We start from the raw sequence: 16,337 nt of genomic DNA on the forward strand, positions 1-16,337 counted from the left end.
ATGGTACTGCACTCGTGAGGGTGTGGGAGAGTAGGACACCGCCGGACAATCATTCCAGGAAGGGTCACCCGTACAGGGTGGCCCTTCCTGCGTTTCTATGCGTCAGGGCCACCCCCACTGGGGGTGGCCCTGACGCATATCCGTACCCGGAAACGCTGGTCCGCGGAGCGCGAACGTTGCGGGGCCCCGATGGCGTCGCGGGCGTCCATACTCGCTGGTGACCTTCGGGAAGGACCGGCGCCTGTGGAACGGACGACCAGCGATCGACAACCCCGGAAGGCGCCGTCAACGGCAACGGTGCGGCGATCCGTCGCGGCCAGGCTGGTGGTGGCCGCGCTGATCCTGTGGGCCGTCCTCGACGTGCTCCGCACGGTCCTCGCGGTGGGGCACTACGAGAACCGGATCGAGGTGGTGACCCACGGCAACGTCGACGTGCTGCCCGCCTGGCTGGCGTACGTGATCGTCAGTGAGCTGATGCCGCGCGACGCCGTGACCGTGGCGGCCGACCGGTTGTGGATGCTCGGTGCGCTCGTCGCGGCCGCCGCCTTCGTCGCCTGGCTGCACCAGGCGCGGCGCACCGCCGGACGCCTGGGTGGCGCACTGACGTGGGCGCCCGGGTGGGTGGTCGGCGGGTGGTTCGTTCCGGTGGCGAACCTGATGATCCCGTACCTGGTCGTGCGGGACGTGCGGCGCGCCAGCGGCCCCGCCGCACGGCTGGCTCCGGTGGGCAGGTGGTGGGTGAGCGTTCTCGGGACGGTGTTCCTCTACCTACTCAGCCGCCTGTACGCCGTGGTCACCTCACACGGCGGCAGGCTTCACGAGACGGCTCTGGACACCCGTACGGCGGCCTACCCGCTGTGGACCGCCGGCACGGTGATGGTCGTGGTCACGGCGGTCCTCAGCATCCGGGTAGCGCGGCGGATCAGCGAGGCTCAGGACGGCTTCGGGCCGCAGACGTAGCGGGGCTCCGCGTCGTAGCGCCAGCTGAACTTCTCCCGCTTGACGACCACGCCGTCCTTCTTGATGACCCGGAAGGCGTCCTGGGTGAAGCCGTTGATGCCATTGGCCGGGATGCACGTCGGGCCGGGTTCGAGGTGGATCAGCTTCGGGGTGGTGATGTTGCGACGCGGCCCGTACTCCGTCTTGACGCTGTCGTAGATCTTCGTGCTCCAGATCGACACCGTGATCGTGCTCGACGTGTAGGAGGTGTCGATGAGCAGGCCGTACTGGGTGTTGTTGCGGAACTTGAAGTCCAGGTCCGGCCAGAAGATGGTCGACTCGATGACCGCCGGGTACCGGTCGAACCAGTACGAGTGCGGCTTGTGCTCGACGTCCTCAAGGCCCGCGTAGTACGTGGCGTTGAAGAGCGTGGTGGTGAACTGTGAGGTCCCGCCGCCGACGCCCGGCACCAGCTTGCCGTCCAGGATCACTGGTGCGTCCCGGTAGCCCTGCGCGTAGCCACGCTCACCCGTGTGGCCGTTCAGCGAGAACGTCTTACCCGGGAGCACGACGGTGCCGTCCACGTCCCTGGCGATCGTGGCGATGTTCTGGCTGCGCGACGAGGCCATGCCCCCGGTGAACCGGGTTGTGAAGGTCGACACCCGTTCCTTGATGCCCAGCCCGGCCAGCTTCTCCGCGGTCAGCTCGGGCGGCGTCGGCTTCAGCTCGCCGGTCACCTCGCGGCCGTCCGACTTCGGCAGCACAGCCAGCAGGTCACGGCCGAGGGTGGCGGTGTCCAGCTGCTGTCCGGGCTGCCCGTCGGTGACCTTGGGACGGCCACCGGCAATGGTCATCGTCGCGTCCTTCGGCGGCACCTCGATGGCGGCCAGGTCGTCACCGAGCGCCGTGCGCAGCCGCTTGACGTCCACCGTCGGAGTCAGCAGGCCGGCCTTGTCGGCGGTGAACCGCAGGCTCTTCGCGATGGCTGCGGGCGGGACCGTCACCGAGCCCTTGTTGGTGCGCAGGGTGACCGGTGCGGCGACCGCCGGTTTCGCCAGCTCGGCGACCAGTCGGTCCAACTCCTCGGCGGTGGTCGCCGGATGGCTCTCCACCAGCGGCACGGTGACCGGGTTGCCGGCCAGCCAGCCGGCGCGGACCGCGTCGGCGGAGCGCTGCGGGTCGAGCGCCAGCCCTGGCTTGGGCTGGACCACCTTGGGCGTGGTGCCCTGATAGGTGATCGCCGGCATGGTCATCCCGCGGGCCTCGTCGCCGAGCGCCTTACGGAGAGCGGCGTCCAGCCGGTCCACGTCGACGGTGACCACCGGGTCGACGCTGCGGGAGCCGACCAGTCGACTGACCGGGTGCGCGTCGGCCTCGGCTGCTGCCGCGACGGTGGCCGGAACGTCGACGCCGAGCCCCACGTCGGCAGGGTTGATCTCGGCGGTGCGCTGCCCGACGGTGACCCGCAGTGGCGCGGCGAGTGCCGCCGCCCGCCGGTCCAGCTCCGCCCGCAGCTCCCGGTGGGCGTCGGAGCGGCTCCGGCCGCCCAGCTCGGCGCCCAGCACGCTCGTGCCCCGGGGTACGTCTCCGGCGTACGCCCAGGCGCCGGCACCCGCCACGGCGGCGAGCACGCTGCCGGTGACGCCGGCGGCGAGCAGCATCCGAACCCGGCGCGGGCGGCGTCGGCCGCCCTCCGGCTCGCCGGTGGGCACCGTGACCGACCCCGGTCCGTCGTCCGGCCAGGTGACCGCGGTGACCTGCACGGTGGGCCGGTCGTCGGCGGGTGGACTTTTTTCGCCGTACAGCGTCACTGCAACCTCTATCGCCAGGTGCTGCGGGAGGTCCACCCTCCCGGAGGACACCTACGGTAACGAATGCCGGGCCGCCCTCGTCGCCTGCGCCCACCCGCGCAGCTACCGCGTGTCGTGTCGGCGTGTCGTGCGGGGTCGGGGGCGGTGGCAGCGCGGGGTCGCCGACGTGGCACGGTGGCCCGGTGGACACTGCGGAGCGGGTGTTGGCGTACGGCGGCGGTTGGCTGGACCGGGCAGGGGCGCTGCGGACCGATCCGACCCGGCTGAACGCACTGCTCACCGATCCGACCAGCGTGGTGCTGCCTCTCTGGCGGGACCGCTGTCTCGTCGACGGGGACGGCCCGGTCCGGCTGACCGCGGAACGGGCATCTCTCGTCCGGTCCGCCGCCGGTGAGACCGTTCTCCTGGGGCTCGACGAGGACTCCACCGCCGTGTTCGCCGTGGACCTCTCCGCGCTCACCGAGCAGTCCGCCGTCGAGATGGCCGGTGCGACGCGGGCCGTCGACGTACGGGCCCTGGTCGGGCGGCTCGCCCCGGACGCCGCCGCGATCCAGGCGTACGCGCGGGGGTTGTTGCACTGGCACCGGCAGCAGCGGTACTGCGGCACGTGCGGTGCGCCGGCCGTCTCCGGCGGCGGCGGGCATGTCCGGACCTGCACCGGCGGGGAGTGCGGGCGACCCCTGTTCCCCCGGATCGAACCGGCGATCATCGTGCTGGTGGTGGCGCCCGACCAACCAGGTGTACCGGAGCGCTGCCTGCTGGCGCGGCACGAGGGCGCGCGCGAGGACGCGTACTCGACGCTCGCCGGCTTCGTCGAGGTGGGCGAAAGCCTGGAGGATGCGGTCCGGCGGGAGATGGCCGAGGAGGCCGGGATCACCGTGACCGACCTGGCGTACCAGGGGTCGCAGGCGTGGCCCTTCCCGGCCGGGCTGATGGTGGGCTTCCGGGCCACCGCCGGGTCCGAGGAGGTACGCGTCGACGGTGTGGAGCTGCTGGAGGCGCGCTGGTTCACCCGGGCGGAGCTGCGGGAGCGGGCCGCCGCGGGTCGTCCGCTCGGTCGGGTGGACTCGATCGATCATCAACTGCTCGGCGAGTGGCTTTCGGCAGGCTGAGGACCATCACCAGCGCGGTCGCCGCAGCGGTGGCGAGAGCGCACCACATGATTCCCTGGAAGGTGCGCGGCGCGACGAACATCGTCAGGACGGCCAGGACACCCGCGGCCACCCAGAGCGGCGCGGAGGGCCACCGCGCGCCCGCCGCGATCTTCGCGTTGACGACCGCGAAGACCAGCGCGTAGAGCGCGCCCGTGGCGGCGAAGAACGGGGCGTACTCGCCCAGCGACGCGTAGTCCTCGCCACCCACCAGCCGGAACGCGAAGCCGCCGGCCAGGGCCGAGGCGGCGACGAGCACGGCACCGCAGGCGCCGACGATCGCGAGCAGGACGGTGCGGACCCGGCTTTCCCCGATGGCCAGGCGGGGCAGGGCCAACACCACGATCACCTGGGGCGCCCAGAGCGCACCCTTGGTGAGCACGGTCCCGACGGCGTACGCCCCAGAGTCCGCAGGTGACAACAGCTGTCGGGCGAAGATCAGGTCGGCGTACGACACCGCGAGCATCGCCAGCGCGGCCGTGCCGGCGCTCGTCACCTGTCGGAGTCGCACGGCGGCACTCTCCCCGCCGGTGGCCCCCCGTCGGGCGGGGCGAGCGATCCAGGCCAACCCGGGCAGCACGAGGTACGACGTCACCATGCCGGCCACGAGGGTGTCGACGACATCGGCCCCGAGGACGAGCGCGACGATCATGCCGGCGTAACGCCCGAGGGCGACCACCCCCATCGCCCACGCGAGGCGGAGAAAGCGTTGCTCGCCTTGTAACTCGCCGAGCCAGCGGCCGGCCAGGACGACCGCGACGGTCGTGGCGGCAACCAGAGCCACGACCGACAGAGGCAGTCGGAGGGCGGTCATCATCAGCGGCGCGGCCACGACGACCGCGCCCCCGGCAAAGGCCGTGGTGATGAGGGCGACCCGGTTGGTCGGTGCGCCGGGATGGCGGGCGCGGTGCACGGCGACCGCCATCTGCAGGCCCACGCCCGCAACGCCGGCGATCGCGACGAGAGCCAGCACCGTGGCCAGCACGCTCAGCTCCTCGACCGCCAGGTGCCGGGCACCGAGCATCGGGAGCAGGTAGGCCAGTCCGTTCGTCACCATCGCGGCGCCCGCCACCGCGGCGCCCGCCGCTCCCAGGCGGCCCGCGCCGGGTCCGGCCGTCGTCTCTGTCATCGCGCCTCATGTCGGTTCCGCCGGGGCACAGCTGTCGCCCCGAGCCTTGCGCAGTCGCCGCGGGTCGCTCATCGGCGTCGTCAGGCAAGCTACCGCCCGCCCTCTCCCTGTGCCTAGAGTGCTGTCCGGAGCCCCGGGCGCGACGTCGGGCCCGCTTCACGTCCAGGTTTGTGGGGGTCCGTGTGCGCCGACCGTTACCGGAGCTCGGTCCGGTGCTGCTGCGGGCTGCCGTCGTACTCCGTCGCTGGTGGCCGGAGGTGGTGCTCGGCCTCGGCGTGGTCCTCGCCATCCTGGGGCCGGTTCTCCGTCGTGGCTACGTCCTCCGTTACGACCTGGTGTTCGTGCCGGACCCGCCGTTCGGCGCGATGGTCTGGGGCAGCGGCTCCGAGTTGCCCCGTGCGGTACCCAGCGAACTGCTCGCGGTCGGCCTGTCCCAGCTGATCCCCGCCGACATCGCGGAGAAGGCGCTCCTGGCCGGCTGCCTCGCGCTGGCTGCGGTGGGTGCCGCCCGGCTGGCTCCGGTCAGCCACCCGGTGGCGCGGATCGCGGCCGGCCTCGCGTACGTCTGGAACCCCTGGGTGTACGGGCGGCTGCACCTCGGGCAGTGGGCGGTCATCGCCGGGTACGCCGCGTTGCCCTGGGCGTACGCCTGGGTGCTCGGGGTGCTGCGGCGCCCGACCGACGGCATCGGCCCGGGTCGGCGCTCCGCCGTCGCCGGTGCGCTCACGGTGGTGCTGGGTGGTCCGGCGATGGTGTTGGCGGCGGTGCTCGCCTGCGGTCCGGCATTGGCCCTGGCCCGGCAGTGGCGGGCGATGGTCGCGGGCGTCGCGACGCTGGCCGGCCTCACCGCTCCCTGGCTGTTGGCGCTGGCGAACCGGGGTGGCGCGGTCGACCTCGACGAGCGGGGTGTCGGCGCCTTCGCCGTCCGTGCGGACACACCACTCGGCGTGCTCGGTAGTGTCGCCACGCTCGGTGGCATCTGGAGCCGGCATGCTGTTCCGGTCGGACGGGACCAGTGGCCGGTCGCCCTGCTCGCACTGGTGCTCGCCGCGGCGGCGGTCTGGGGGTTCGTGCTGACCCGTCGCCGCTGGCCGCCGGCCGCCTGGTGGGGTCTGCTCGCCGGCGCCGTCCTCGGCACCGTGATCGCCGTGCTCCCGGCCTGGCCGGTGGGCGCACAGTCGATGGTCGCCCTGGTCGAGCACATTCCCCTGGCGGGGGCCGTCCGGGACGGCACCCGGCTGCTCGCGCCGTTGGCGTTGGTGCAGGCGGTGGGTCTCGGAATGCTGGTGGAGTCGCTGGCGGCAACGAGCGCCCGCGCGTTGGCCCCGCTGGTGATGGTCGCTCCGGTCCTGCTCCTGCCCGGCCTGGCCTGGGGCCTCGCCGGTCAGCTCGACACGGTGCGGTACCCCGCCGAGTGGTCGGCGGTGCGCGCGGTGGTGAACGGGGACCCGGGCGGCGGCAGCCTGGTCTCCCTGCCCTGGTCGTCGTTCCGTGCCTACCCGTGGGCGGGCAATGTGCCCATGCTCGATCCGGCGCCACGGGCGTTCCGTCGACCCGTGGTCGGAGACCAGGACGTGCTGGTCGGCCGGGACCGGATTCGTGGAGAGAGCCGCGAGGCCGACCGGGTGGCGGCGGCGCTGGCGGTGCCCGGTGATCCGGGACCGGCCCTGCGTCGGCTCGGCGTGCGGTACGTGCTCATTCAGACCGATCAACCCGGCGGTGCCGAGGTCCAGGGCCGCTTCGCGGACGCCGAGCTGGTCCGGCGGGACGGGGCGTTCACACTGTTGCGCCTGTCTGGTAACGGTTCTTCCGTCTCGGCCGGAAGTATCGGCATTGTTCCCGTCCTGGGTTATTCGGTACTCGGGGCCACCCTGTTGATCACCCTTTTGCCCCCCGCGGCACGGCAGCGATGCATGTTACTGTGCGGTCACTTTTGTCGAAGGGATCGTCAATGAAGGCATCCTTCAATCCCCTCCTGACCGCGGTCGTCGCCGCGGCGGTGGGTGCCGTGCTGGGAATCCTGGCCGTCTCGATCGGGACGTCCACCATCGTCAACAGCAACACCAAGCCTGCCAACGTGGAGCAGCCCATCATCGTGTACGGCGAGCGTTGACGGCCTTTCATGGAGGTCCTTCCTCCTGACGTGTCGTCAGATGCGGTCGTACTCGATGTCGTGGTGCCCGCCTTCAACGAGGCGCTCCGGCTGCCCGACACCCTGATCCTGCTCCGGGCGGCGCTGGCCGACCTCGGTGTGCCCTGTCGGGTCACCGTGGTGGACAACGCCAGCACCGACGGGACCGGCGAGGTGGTGTCGGGTGCGCCGTCCGGCCCGGTTCCCGTCCGGCTGCTCTGGTGCGGCGAACCCGGCAAGGGTTTCGCGGTGCGTACCGGTGTGCTGGCGAGCGACTCGCGCTACGTCGGTTTCTGCGACGCGGACCTGGCCACCGCGCCGGACAACCTCGGACAGGTGCTCAGTCTCCTGGTCGAGGGTGCCGACGCGGTGGTCGGTTCGCGGGCACATCCCGATTCGGTGGTCGAGGAGCGGCACAGCCTGCTCCGGCGGTGGGGTGCGGTGGCGTTCCGGGGTGCGGTTCGGCAGGTGGTGCGCAGCGTGGGTGAGACGCAGTGCGGGTTCAAGTTCTTCCGCGGCGACGTCGCACGGCGGGCGTTCGCGCCTCTGCGCTGCGGTGGGTTCGCATTCGACGTGGAGGTGCTGGGGCGCGCCGAGCGGGCCGGAGCCCGGTTGGTGGAGATCCCGGTCAACTGGGTGGACGTGCCCGGCTCACGCTTCTCTCCGGTCCGTCACGGCTGGCAGAGCTTCGTGGACGTCGCGAAGATCCGGTGGCGGCTCCGTAGCGCTGATGTCGCCCCCGTGGTGCCGCTGCCGGCCGTCGCTATTCCGGTCACCCCGGACGTGACCGGTGGCGCAGCCACCGTTGGATTGCGGCCGTGAGTGTCGGATCCGCCCGGACCGCTGCGGCACCCGCCACGGACACCGCGGTCGCGGGCCGCCGGGTCGCGGTGCTCAACTGGAAGGACCCCTGGCATCCGGACGCCGGGGGTGCCGAGGTCTACGCCTGGCAGGTCGCCCGCGACCTGGTGACCGCCGGAGCGGAGGTCACCTTCGTGACCGCGCGTCCGGACGGTCAGCGTGCCGACGAGGTCCGCGACGGCATCCGGATCATCCGGGTCGGTGGCCGGTGGAGCATCTACCCCCGGGTGCTGGGCTGGTTGGCGCGGCGTCGGCGTCAGTTCGACGCGGTCGTGGACTGTCAGAACGGCATCCCGTTCTTCAGCCCGGCGGTCCTCCCGGCGGACGTGCCGGTGGTCTGCGTGATCCACCATGTGCACGACCGCCAGTTCCGGCTGTACTTCGGCCCGATCATCGGTCGCTTCGGGGCGTGGCTGGAGGGTCCCGTCGCCCGCCGGGTCTACCGCCGTGGGGTCACGCTCGCGGTCTCGCCCTCCACGGCCGTGGCCGTGCGGGACCGGCTCCGCTGGGCCGGCCCGGTGGTCGTGGTGCCCAACGGGGCCGACGCGTCGTCCCCGCCAGCCGGAGGTGGGGCTCGCGACGCGCAACCTCGTCTCGTCTGCGTCGGCCGGGTGACCCGGCACAAGCGGGTGGACCTGGTGCTCGACGCCGTCGATCAGTTGCGGGCGCAGCGGCCCGACCTGCGCCTGGACGTCGTCGGTGGTGGACCGGACGTGGCGACGATCCGCCGGCAGGTCGACGAGCGAGGGCTGACCGACGTGGTCACGGTCCACGGCCACCTGCCCTCCGCCGAGCGGGACGCGCTGCTCGGCACCGCGTGGTTGCACGTCGCCGGCTCGTGGGGAGAGGGCTGGGGTCTCGTGGTGGTGGAGGCCGCCGCCGCCGGGCTGCCCACGGTCGCCTTCGACGTGGACGGGCTTCGCGACGCCGTGCGACCGGGCCGGACCGGGTGGCTGGTGAGCGAGGGCGAGGACCCGGCGAGCAATCTGGCCGCGGGCCTCGACCGGGCGCTGAACTGCCTCGCGGTGCCGGCGGAGGCCGACCGGATGGCGGCCGAGTGCCGACAGTGGAGTGGCGCGTTCCGCTGGGCCGACACCGGCCAGCGTGTCCGCGCAGTCCTCGGGGATCTGCTGACGCCGCGTGCGGTGCCGTGGACGGCGGGGAACGCCTGTCTCGTGGTCCGGACGGATCAGCCGGAGAGGCTCCTCGCCCGGGTGGCCCCCCTCCTGCCGCAGACGCGACACGTCGCGATCGACCAGCGCGGTCTCTGGATCCTGGTGCCGGGAGCAGACCCGGCGGCGGTTCGGCGGGTGCTGGTCGGGGCGGGCATCGGAGATGACGACATCAGCGAGCGGGACGCCGGCCAGGACGAACTGCTCACCGGAGTTCCGGTACGGCAGTGCTGACCGCCTGGTCGACCGCTCGTCGCGCCCCCGGCATACCGTCCGCCACGGTGTCCCTGGCGGTGTGGCGCCTGCGTGAGCTGTTGGTCTGCCTTGCGCTGATCGGTCTCTGCGTCACCCAGGAGCCCGGGCTCATCGTGCCCGACACGAAGCTGGACATGGCCCTGGACCCGGGCGGGTTCCTGGCCCGGGCAACCCATCTCTGGACCGCGGACTGGCAGTTCGGCACGCTCCAGAACCAGGCGGCCGGCTACTTCTTCCCCATGGGGCCGTTCTTCCTCCTCGGCGAAGCGATCGGCCTCCCGGCGTGGCTCGTCCAGCGGCTCTGGATGGCGGCCCTGCTCTGCGTGGCCCTCACCGGTGTGGTGCGCCTGGCTCGCGCCCTCGACCTGGGTGGTCCGGCGTCCCGCCTGGTGGCGGGCGCGGTTTTTGCCCTCTCGCCCCGGGCGCTGTCCCTCGTTGGCACGGTCTCGCTGGAGCTGCTGCCGTACTGCGTCGCGCCATGGGTGCTGCTGCCGCTGGTCAAGGGAGCCGCGGGCGGCTCGCTGCGGCGAGCGGCCGCGCTCAGCGGACTGGCGGTCGTCTGTATGGGCGGAGCGAACGGGGCCGCCGCCGCGTGCGCCATACTGCCGGCTTTTCTCTTCGTGGTGACACGTGCGCCGGGCTGGCGGCGGATCCGCCTGCTGGCCTGGTGGTCGGTCGCACTGGCCGCGGCCACCTTCTGGTGGCTGGTGCCGTTGGTGCTCCTGCAGCGGTACGGGTTCCCGTTCCTGCCGTACACCGAGAGCGCGGCGGTGACGACGAGCGTGACCTCACTCCCGTCAGCCGTCCGCGGCTCCACCCACTGGGTGGGGTACCTGGCCGTCGACGGAGTGCCCTGGTGGCGCTCGGGATGGGCGCTGGTCACGGTGCCCTGGATGGTCCTGCTCACCGGTCTGATCGCCTGCATCGGCCTGGCCGGCCTGGCCCGTCGGGATCTGCCGGAGCGGCGGTTCCTGCTCATCGGGTCCCTGGTCGGGCTGTTGACCCTGACCGCCGGAAACCTGTCGGACGGGGGAGCGGCCTTCGCGTCGACGGTGCGGGAGGCCCTCGACGGCCCGCTCGCCGCGCTCCGCAACCTGCACAAGTTCGATGTGGTGCTCCGCCTGCCGCTGGCCCTGGCCACCGCGCACATGCTGGATACCGTCGGCCGGATCGCCGTCATCCGCCGGTTCACGCGGCCCACCAACATGGCACCGCGGCGGGTGGCGCTGGGTGTCACCGCCCTCGCGCTCCTTGCGGTCACCACCGGCGCGGGGAGTGCGGGGCTCGCGGCGGGCGGTGGTTTCTGGGCGGTGCCCGAGCACTGGCGGCAGGCGGCCGGATGGCTCGACCAGCACGCCGAGCCGGGCACGACGCTGCTGGTGCCCGGGTCCAACTTCGCCGAGTACGGCTGGGGGCGCTCGTTGGACGAGCCGGTCCAGCCCTTGCTGGATTCGCCCTGGGCGGTGCGTTCACTGGTGCCCGCCGGATCGGCGGGAAACGCCCGGCTGCTCTCCGCGATCGACGAGCGGCTCGCCTCCGGCACCGCATCTCCGGGGTTGGCGGATGTGCTCGGTCGGCTCGGCGTGCGGCACCTGCTCGTTCGTAACGATCTTCGTCAGCCCGTTGGCGGCATCGCCTGGCCAGTTCTCGTGCACCGGACCCTGAACAGCGCCCCCGGGTTGTTCAGGGTCGCCGCGTTCGGCCCGAGCAGCGGGGTGAAGCCGGATCTCGGTGGGGCGTGGGACTACGGGCTGCACGAGCCGTACCCGGCGGTGGAGATCTACCAGGTGGACCGGCCGACACCCCGGGCCACGCTGGCTGACGCGGCACAGCCGCTCGACCTGGTCGGCGCGCCGGAGACGCTGCTGGACCTCAGCGACGCCGGTGTCCTCGGCAACCGGCCGGTGATCCTCGACGGCGACGCCCCCGCCGGGACCGGCGCGGGCACGGTGCTCGCCGACAGCCTCCGCAACCGGGAGGTCGACTTCGGACTCGTCCGTGGCAACACCTCGCGGACGTTGACCCCCGAGGAGCAACCTCGGCTGACGCGCGCGGTCCACGACATTGTTGACCCTGCGTGGAGTTCGTCGGTCACCTCGTCGGGCTACGCCGGTGTGACCGACGTACTGGCCTCCTCCAGCGCGGCCGACATCGCGGGGCCGGCCGGGTTGCGCGATCCCTCCGCCGCGCCGTTCGCGGCCGTGGACGGCAACAGCGGTACGTCGTGGTTGACAGATGGTGCGCGCAAACCCGTGGGCCAGTGGGTGGAGGTCCGGTTCAAGGACAAGATCCAAGCCGGGTCGGTGGAACTGCAGGTGGTCGACGACGAGATCGTCGGTGCGCCGGTGACGCGGGTCGAGGTCAGCACCGCCGGCGGGTCGTACGTGCACCTGGTGGTCGGCGCCGGCCGGGCGCCGCTGCGGTTGACGCTGCCCTCGGGCCGCACCACCTGGCTCCGCGTGACGATCGACGGTGTGGCGGGCCAGGACGTTCCGGGGCGTCGAGCGGGTATCCGGGAGCTGCGCGTCCCCGGGGTGAGCCCCGAACGTCACCTGCAGCTGCCGGCGCTGTCCGATGCCGCCGCCGCGCCGGAGGTCATCGCGCTCGCCCGCAAGGCCGGGGACCGGTCGGCCTGCACCGCCGCAGGTGACCACTACCTCTGCGCCACCGACCTGATTCGCCTGGGCGAGGAGACCGGGCTGGTGCCCCGCCATTTCGACCTGCCAGCCGCCTCCACGCCTCGTCTCACCGGCCTGGCTCGCGCCACGCCGGCCACCGCGCTGGCCGTGTACGACGAACTGATGGGCGGACAGACCTTCACCACGTCGAGTTCGTGGTTCGCCGACCCGGTCGCCTCGTCGAGGTCACTCGGAGATGGGGACGACGGCACGGCATGGTGGGCGGATCCGGACGACCCGCAGCCGTCGGTGGAACTGCACTGGGACAAGGCCCGGAAGGTGAGCTGGGTGCGGCTGCGGTTCGCGGCGAGCCTCGTGGCGGCACCCCCGAAGACGGTCCGGATCACCGGCGACGACGGTATTCGGGAGGTGACGGTCGACCTGGACGGCGTCGCCCGCTTCCCGGCTCTGCGTACCCGCAGCCTCTTCGTGGCCGTGACCTCGACGGTCTCGCGGGTCAGCCGGTCGACGGCGCTGTTCGAGCCGCAGCCACTCCCCGTCGGCCTCAGTGGTGTGGATGTGGAGGGCGCGCCCGAGATCAACCAGCCGCGCGACCTCGACCGTACGGTGACGCTGCCCTGCGGTGCGGGGCCGACGATCCTGATCAACGGAACGTCGGTGGCGACGACGGTGTCGGGCACCCTGCGGGATCTGCGGGATCTGCGGCCGCTGCGGTACCGCGCGTGCACCCTCGACCCGAAGCCAGGGGCCAAGGCCAAGCCGAAGACGGACGACGACCGGGTCCCGCTGCGAGCCGGCCCGAACGAGGTTTCCGCCCCGCCGGACCGGTTCTTCGTCGACAGCGTGATCATGACCGGCGAGCCAGCGGACCGACCCGCCGTCGCCGGAGCGGACGCCGAGCCGTCCCACCGCAGCTTGATGGTGCTCGACTGGGATGACCAGCGCCGGTCGGTCGAGGTCGGGGCGGGCGGGGGCAGCTATCTGGTTGTCCCAGAGAACGCCAACCCCGGCTGGCGGGCCACCCTCGACGGTGTCCGGCTCGTGCCGACCCGCATCGACGGGTGGAAACAGGCCTGGTTCGTGCCGGCCGGGGCCGCCGGCCGCGTCGAGCTCGTCTTCACGCCCGGAGAGCAGTACGGCCTCATCCTGCGCATCGCCGGAGGTCTACTGCTGCTGTTGGTCATCGCCGCCCTGCTCCCCGCGCGCCGGCATCGACCGTCGTACCCGGTGGTTCCGGCTTCGATGCCGACCGCGCCGGTACTCGCGATCGGTGTTCCGGCGCTGCTCGGTGGCCTGGTCGGTCTCGGTTGCGCCGTCGTGGTCGTGGCACTGCACCGGCGTCGGATGCCCAGGCCCGAGTGGATCTGGGTGCCCGCCGCCCTTGGTCTCGCGGCCTACGGGACGCAGCGGTGGTGGCTGCCGCGGGTCAGCTCGGAACGGGTCGCCGATCTACTCGTCGCGATCCCGACCGGCCTGCTCCTCGTCGCGATCGCCGCTCTGCTGCTGCGTTTCCGGCGGGTCCGTGGGAAGTACGAGTCGCCTCGGGAGGGCCGGGTGTTCGGCCGGGCCCGCCGTCGCGGCCTGCAGCGCTGGCACCTGCGCCGGCGACCCGACCCGGGACCCGGGCACGACCCTGGGCCCACGTTCGGCGCCCCGTCTCTCCATGAACCGCCGCACTCGTTGCGTCGGCCGCTCGATGAGGAAGTAGCTGGCCGTCGCGACCGGGATGGTGAGGGCCAGGGTGAGCACGAGGAGCACCCAGAACGAACTGTGCATCCGGGTGAATCCGAGCAGGCGGAAGCAGACCTCGAGCGCGAGGAGGTGCCACAGGAAGATGCCGTAGGAGATCCGGCCGAGGAATCTGATCACCGGACGGCCGAGGAGCGCGCGCGGTACCCCGCCCGACCCCGGGCCGACGAGGGGGGCGATCACGAACCAGGCGACGAGCAGGAACACCAGATGTTCGGTGATCGACTCGATCGGCTTGGCGGGCTCGACCCCGCGAGGGCCGGCGATCGGGGTGCTGGCGATCCAGAGCAGCGCGCCGGCGATGAGCCACGACGTCCCGGGGGCGAACGTGAAGACGCGCAGCCCGCGTGGCGTGGCAGACCACAGGTCCTCGTCGCCCCGCCCGGGCCGGCTTCCGCCCAGGCCCGGGAGGAACGGGGACGAAATCGTGCTGGAGGGCCACGAGGCGAGCACGGCCAGCATGATGCCGATGCCGAACCAGTCCAGAAAGGCGGGCAGCCAGAGCACCGCGAGTCCCGGTAGTGGCGAGTCGGGACCGTGCGCGTACGCATTCCAGGTGAGGCCGACAAAGACGAGTACAGCACCGAGTGCCAGGTGGCGTCGGGCTCGTCCGAGCGGGGTACGACCGCCCATCCGGCGGCCGAGCACCGCTATCACCGGCAGCGCCAGGTAGAAAGTCGCCTCCGTAGCCAGGCTCCAGGTCTGCTCCATCCCGACCGGCAGTCGCAATGGCTGATAAATCTGTGCCAACAGGAGGGGGATTGCCCAGTCCCAGAGTGACTTGAGGTAATCGATGTTGAGCCAGGTCAGTGCGACAACCGCCATTGCCCAGTACCCGGGCAAAATGCGCAACGCACGATGCCAGAGGTATCTCCGAACTGGCGGGTGTGACTGCGAATGAATGGCGGCGAGTGCGAATGGTCGGTAGAGGAGGAAGCCGGACAGCGCGAAGAAGAGTGCCACCCCCACATCCAGCCTGGCCAGCAGACCTCCGAGGCGGGCGAACGAGTTGGTCAGCCCACTGAGAAAGGAGACGTGGTGGACAACCACCGCGAGCACCGCCACGGCTCGGAGCCCTTCCAATGCGGGCAACCAACCATCCGAACGGCGGATATTAGGCGCGGACAGGCCCGCCTGTCCGCTGATCGGGTCCGGTCTGACAGCTCGGCTCACAGTTCCTCAACATCCCATTTGATGTAGCAGCCGGACGGCTGCGTCTCACCGGGGTCAGCGCGCCTCGGGAGGCCGCATCGGACCATATCCGAAATCGGCCTCGTCATGTACTGTCAGCCGACTAGTCGAGTCTTTACAAGGGGAGGAGTTACATGCGACCTACGTCGGGTGCCATCTTGGTGGCGGCAGGCGCGTTCCTGATCGTCGGGGCCGTGGCGACGCCGCTGATCGTCGCGCCCGCTCTCGTCAAGGTGCCCCTTGACCAGAGTTCGGTAACGGTTTCGGAGGCTCGGAACGCGACTGTCCTTGACTTCAGCACCCTGTCGGAGCGGAGCGGCGCCAACCTGACCGCCCACCGCGCCGTACGAGGCGATGTCGAGGACGGCAACGCCGACCGGGCGGTCTTCAACGTCGGCGTCCGAGTGATCGACGACGCCGGCAAGGAGATCACGGTCAGTACGGACCGGGTTGCCCTCGACCGGCGGACCGCGGAGGCGGTCGCCTGCTGTGCCGAGGACATCAACGGCGCGCCCTTCAAGCACGAGGGCCTGACCTACACCTTCCCGTTCGGCACCGAGAAGAAGACCTACCAGTACTTCGACAACACCGCTCGGAAGGCGTACCCCGCCAAGTACGTGAGCACTGAGAAGCTGCAGGGGTTGACCGTCTACAAGTTCGAGATGACGGTCGAGCCGGTCCAGATCAGCGAGATCCAGGTCCCGGGCAACCTGCTCGGATCGACGGAGCCCACGGTGAGCGCGGGCCGCTTCTACGCCAATACCCGCACGCTGTGGGTGGAACCCGACAGTGGCGTGATCGTCAAGGGCCAGGAGAAGCAGCTGCAGACCCTCCGCGACGGGGCTGGCGCGGACAAGATCAAGATCATCGACGCTGACCTCGCCTTCACCGAGGACACCCAGAAGCAGCAGGCCAAGGCTGCCAAGGACGCGCGTGATCAGATCAACCTGCTGACCACGGTGGTGCCGATCCTGCTTGGTCTCCTCGGCCTCGCCCTGGTGCTGCTCGGTCTGTTCATCGTCATCCGCGCGACTCGCCGCGGGCCCGACGCGGCACCGGCGGCGACCGACGACCGACCGACGACCGACCTGCCGTCGCAGGCGTCCTCGGAGCCGGTCGAGGAGCCCACGGTGCCGGCTGGCGGGCGCCACGCTGTGGAGCGCAGCGAGCCGTAACACCACCGCACCGACCTGACCGGGGCCGGGGGGGGGGGGCGGGGGGGGGGCCGCCGGGGGGGGGGGGGCGGGGGGCGGGGGGGGGGGGGGGGCGGGGCGGCGCGCCCCCCCCCCCCGGCCGGGGCCGGCCCCCC

At 71.8% G+C, this 16,337-nt stretch carries 10 protein-coding genes and 1 pseudogene; 8 read left to right on the top strand and 3 right to left on the bottom strand.

Going from position 1 to position 16,337, the window contains the following annotated elements; all coding sequences use genetic code 11:
- Nucleotides 1-297: 297 nt before the first annotated feature.
- On the top strand, nucleotides 298-960 hold the full coding sequence (locus ACFY29_RS34740; RefSeq protein WP_386992995.1) for a DUF4328 domain-containing protein: 663 nt from the start codon (nucleotides 298-300) through the stop codon (nucleotides 958-960).
- Here the strand turns inward: ACFY29_RS34740 and ACFY29_RS34745 are convergent.
- Entirely contained in the window at nucleotides 933-2,750 is a 1,818-nt protein-coding gene (locus ACFY29_RS34745; RefSeq protein ID WP_386992997.1) for a VanW family protein, read from the bottom strand. The genes ACFY29_RS34740 and ACFY29_RS34745 overlap by 28 nt on opposite strands.
- Before the next feature lie 182 nt (nucleotides 2,751-2,932).
- Between ACFY29_RS34745 and nudC the strand changes: the two genes are divergently transcribed.
- On the top strand, nucleotides 2,933-3,862 hold the full coding sequence (gene nudC, locus ACFY29_RS34750; RefSeq protein WP_386992999.1) for an NAD(+) diphosphatase: 930 nt from the start codon (nucleotides 2,933-2,935) through the stop codon (nucleotides 3,860-3,862).
- Here the strand turns inward: nudC and ACFY29_RS34755 are convergent.
- Entirely contained in the window at nucleotides 3,759-5,030 is a 1,272-nt protein-coding gene (locus ACFY29_RS34755) for a polysaccharide biosynthesis protein (protein ID WP_386993001.1), read from the bottom strand. The two genes, nudC and ACFY29_RS34755, sit on opposite strands and share 104 nt — an antisense overlap.
- Nucleotides 5,031-5,242: 212 nt before the next feature.
- Here ACFY29_RS34755 and ACFY29_RS34760 point away from each other — a divergent pair, with 212 nt between their 5' ends.
- The 5 genes and pseudogenes from ACFY29_RS34760 to ACFY29_RS34780 all read left to right on the top strand — a co-directional run.
- On the top strand, nucleotides 5,243-6,985 hold the full coding sequence (locus ACFY29_RS34760) for a hypothetical protein (protein ID WP_386993003.1): 1,743 nt from the start codon (nucleotides 5,243-5,245) through the stop codon (nucleotides 6,983-6,985).
- Complete coding sequence (locus ACFY29_RS34765; protein ID WP_328421444.1) at nucleotides 6,982-7,143, top strand: hypothetical protein; 162 nt, start codon at nucleotides 6,982-6,984, stop codon at nucleotides 7,141-7,143. The genes ACFY29_RS34760 and ACFY29_RS34765 overlap by 4 nt, the downstream gene beginning before the upstream one ends.
- A gap of 30 nt (nucleotides 7,144-7,173) precedes the next feature.
- Nucleotides 7,174-7,983, top strand: coding sequence for a glycosyltransferase (locus ACFY29_RS34770; protein ID WP_386993006.1), 810 nt, complete (start codon nucleotides 7,174-7,176; stop codon nucleotides 7,981-7,983).
- Nucleotides 7,980-9,428 (top strand): glycosyltransferase family 4 protein, encoded by a 1,449-nt coding sequence (locus tag ACFY29_RS34775; protein WP_386993009.1) that lies wholly within the window; start codon nucleotides 7,980-7,982, stop codon nucleotides 9,426-9,428. The genes ACFY29_RS34770 and ACFY29_RS34775 overlap by 4 nt, the downstream gene beginning before the upstream one ends.
- 59 nt (nucleotides 9,429-9,487) lie before the next feature.
- Nucleotides 9,488-11,494 (top strand): annotated as a pseudogene (locus ACFY29_RS34780) (alpha-(1->3)-arabinofuranosyltransferase family protein); the annotation flags it as partial.
- 2,043 nt (nucleotides 11,495-13,537) lie between these two features.
- On the opposite strand, the gene ACFY29_RS34785 reads toward ACFY29_RS34780, so the two are convergent.
- On the bottom strand, nucleotides 13,538-15,010 hold the full coding sequence (locus ACFY29_RS34785; protein WP_386993012.1) for an acyltransferase family protein: 1,473 nt from the start codon (nucleotides 15,008-15,010) through the stop codon (nucleotides 13,538-13,540).
- Between the two features lie 152 nt (nucleotides 15,011-15,162).
- On the opposite strand from ACFY29_RS34785, the gene ACFY29_RS34790 reads away from it, so the two are divergent.
- Nucleotides 15,163-16,203 (top strand): DUF3068 domain-containing protein, encoded by a 1,041-nt coding sequence (locus ACFY29_RS34790; RefSeq protein ID WP_386993010.1) that lies wholly within the window; start codon nucleotides 15,163-15,165, stop codon nucleotides 16,201-16,203.
- Nucleotides 16,204-16,337 lie beyond the last annotated feature (134 nt).

The sequence above is a fragment of the Micromonospora sp. NPDC000668 genome, from assembly GCF_042897975.1.
In the GTDB taxonomy this organism is placed as follows: Bacteria; Actinomycetota; Actinomycetes; order Mycobacteriales; family Micromonosporaceae; genus Micromonospora.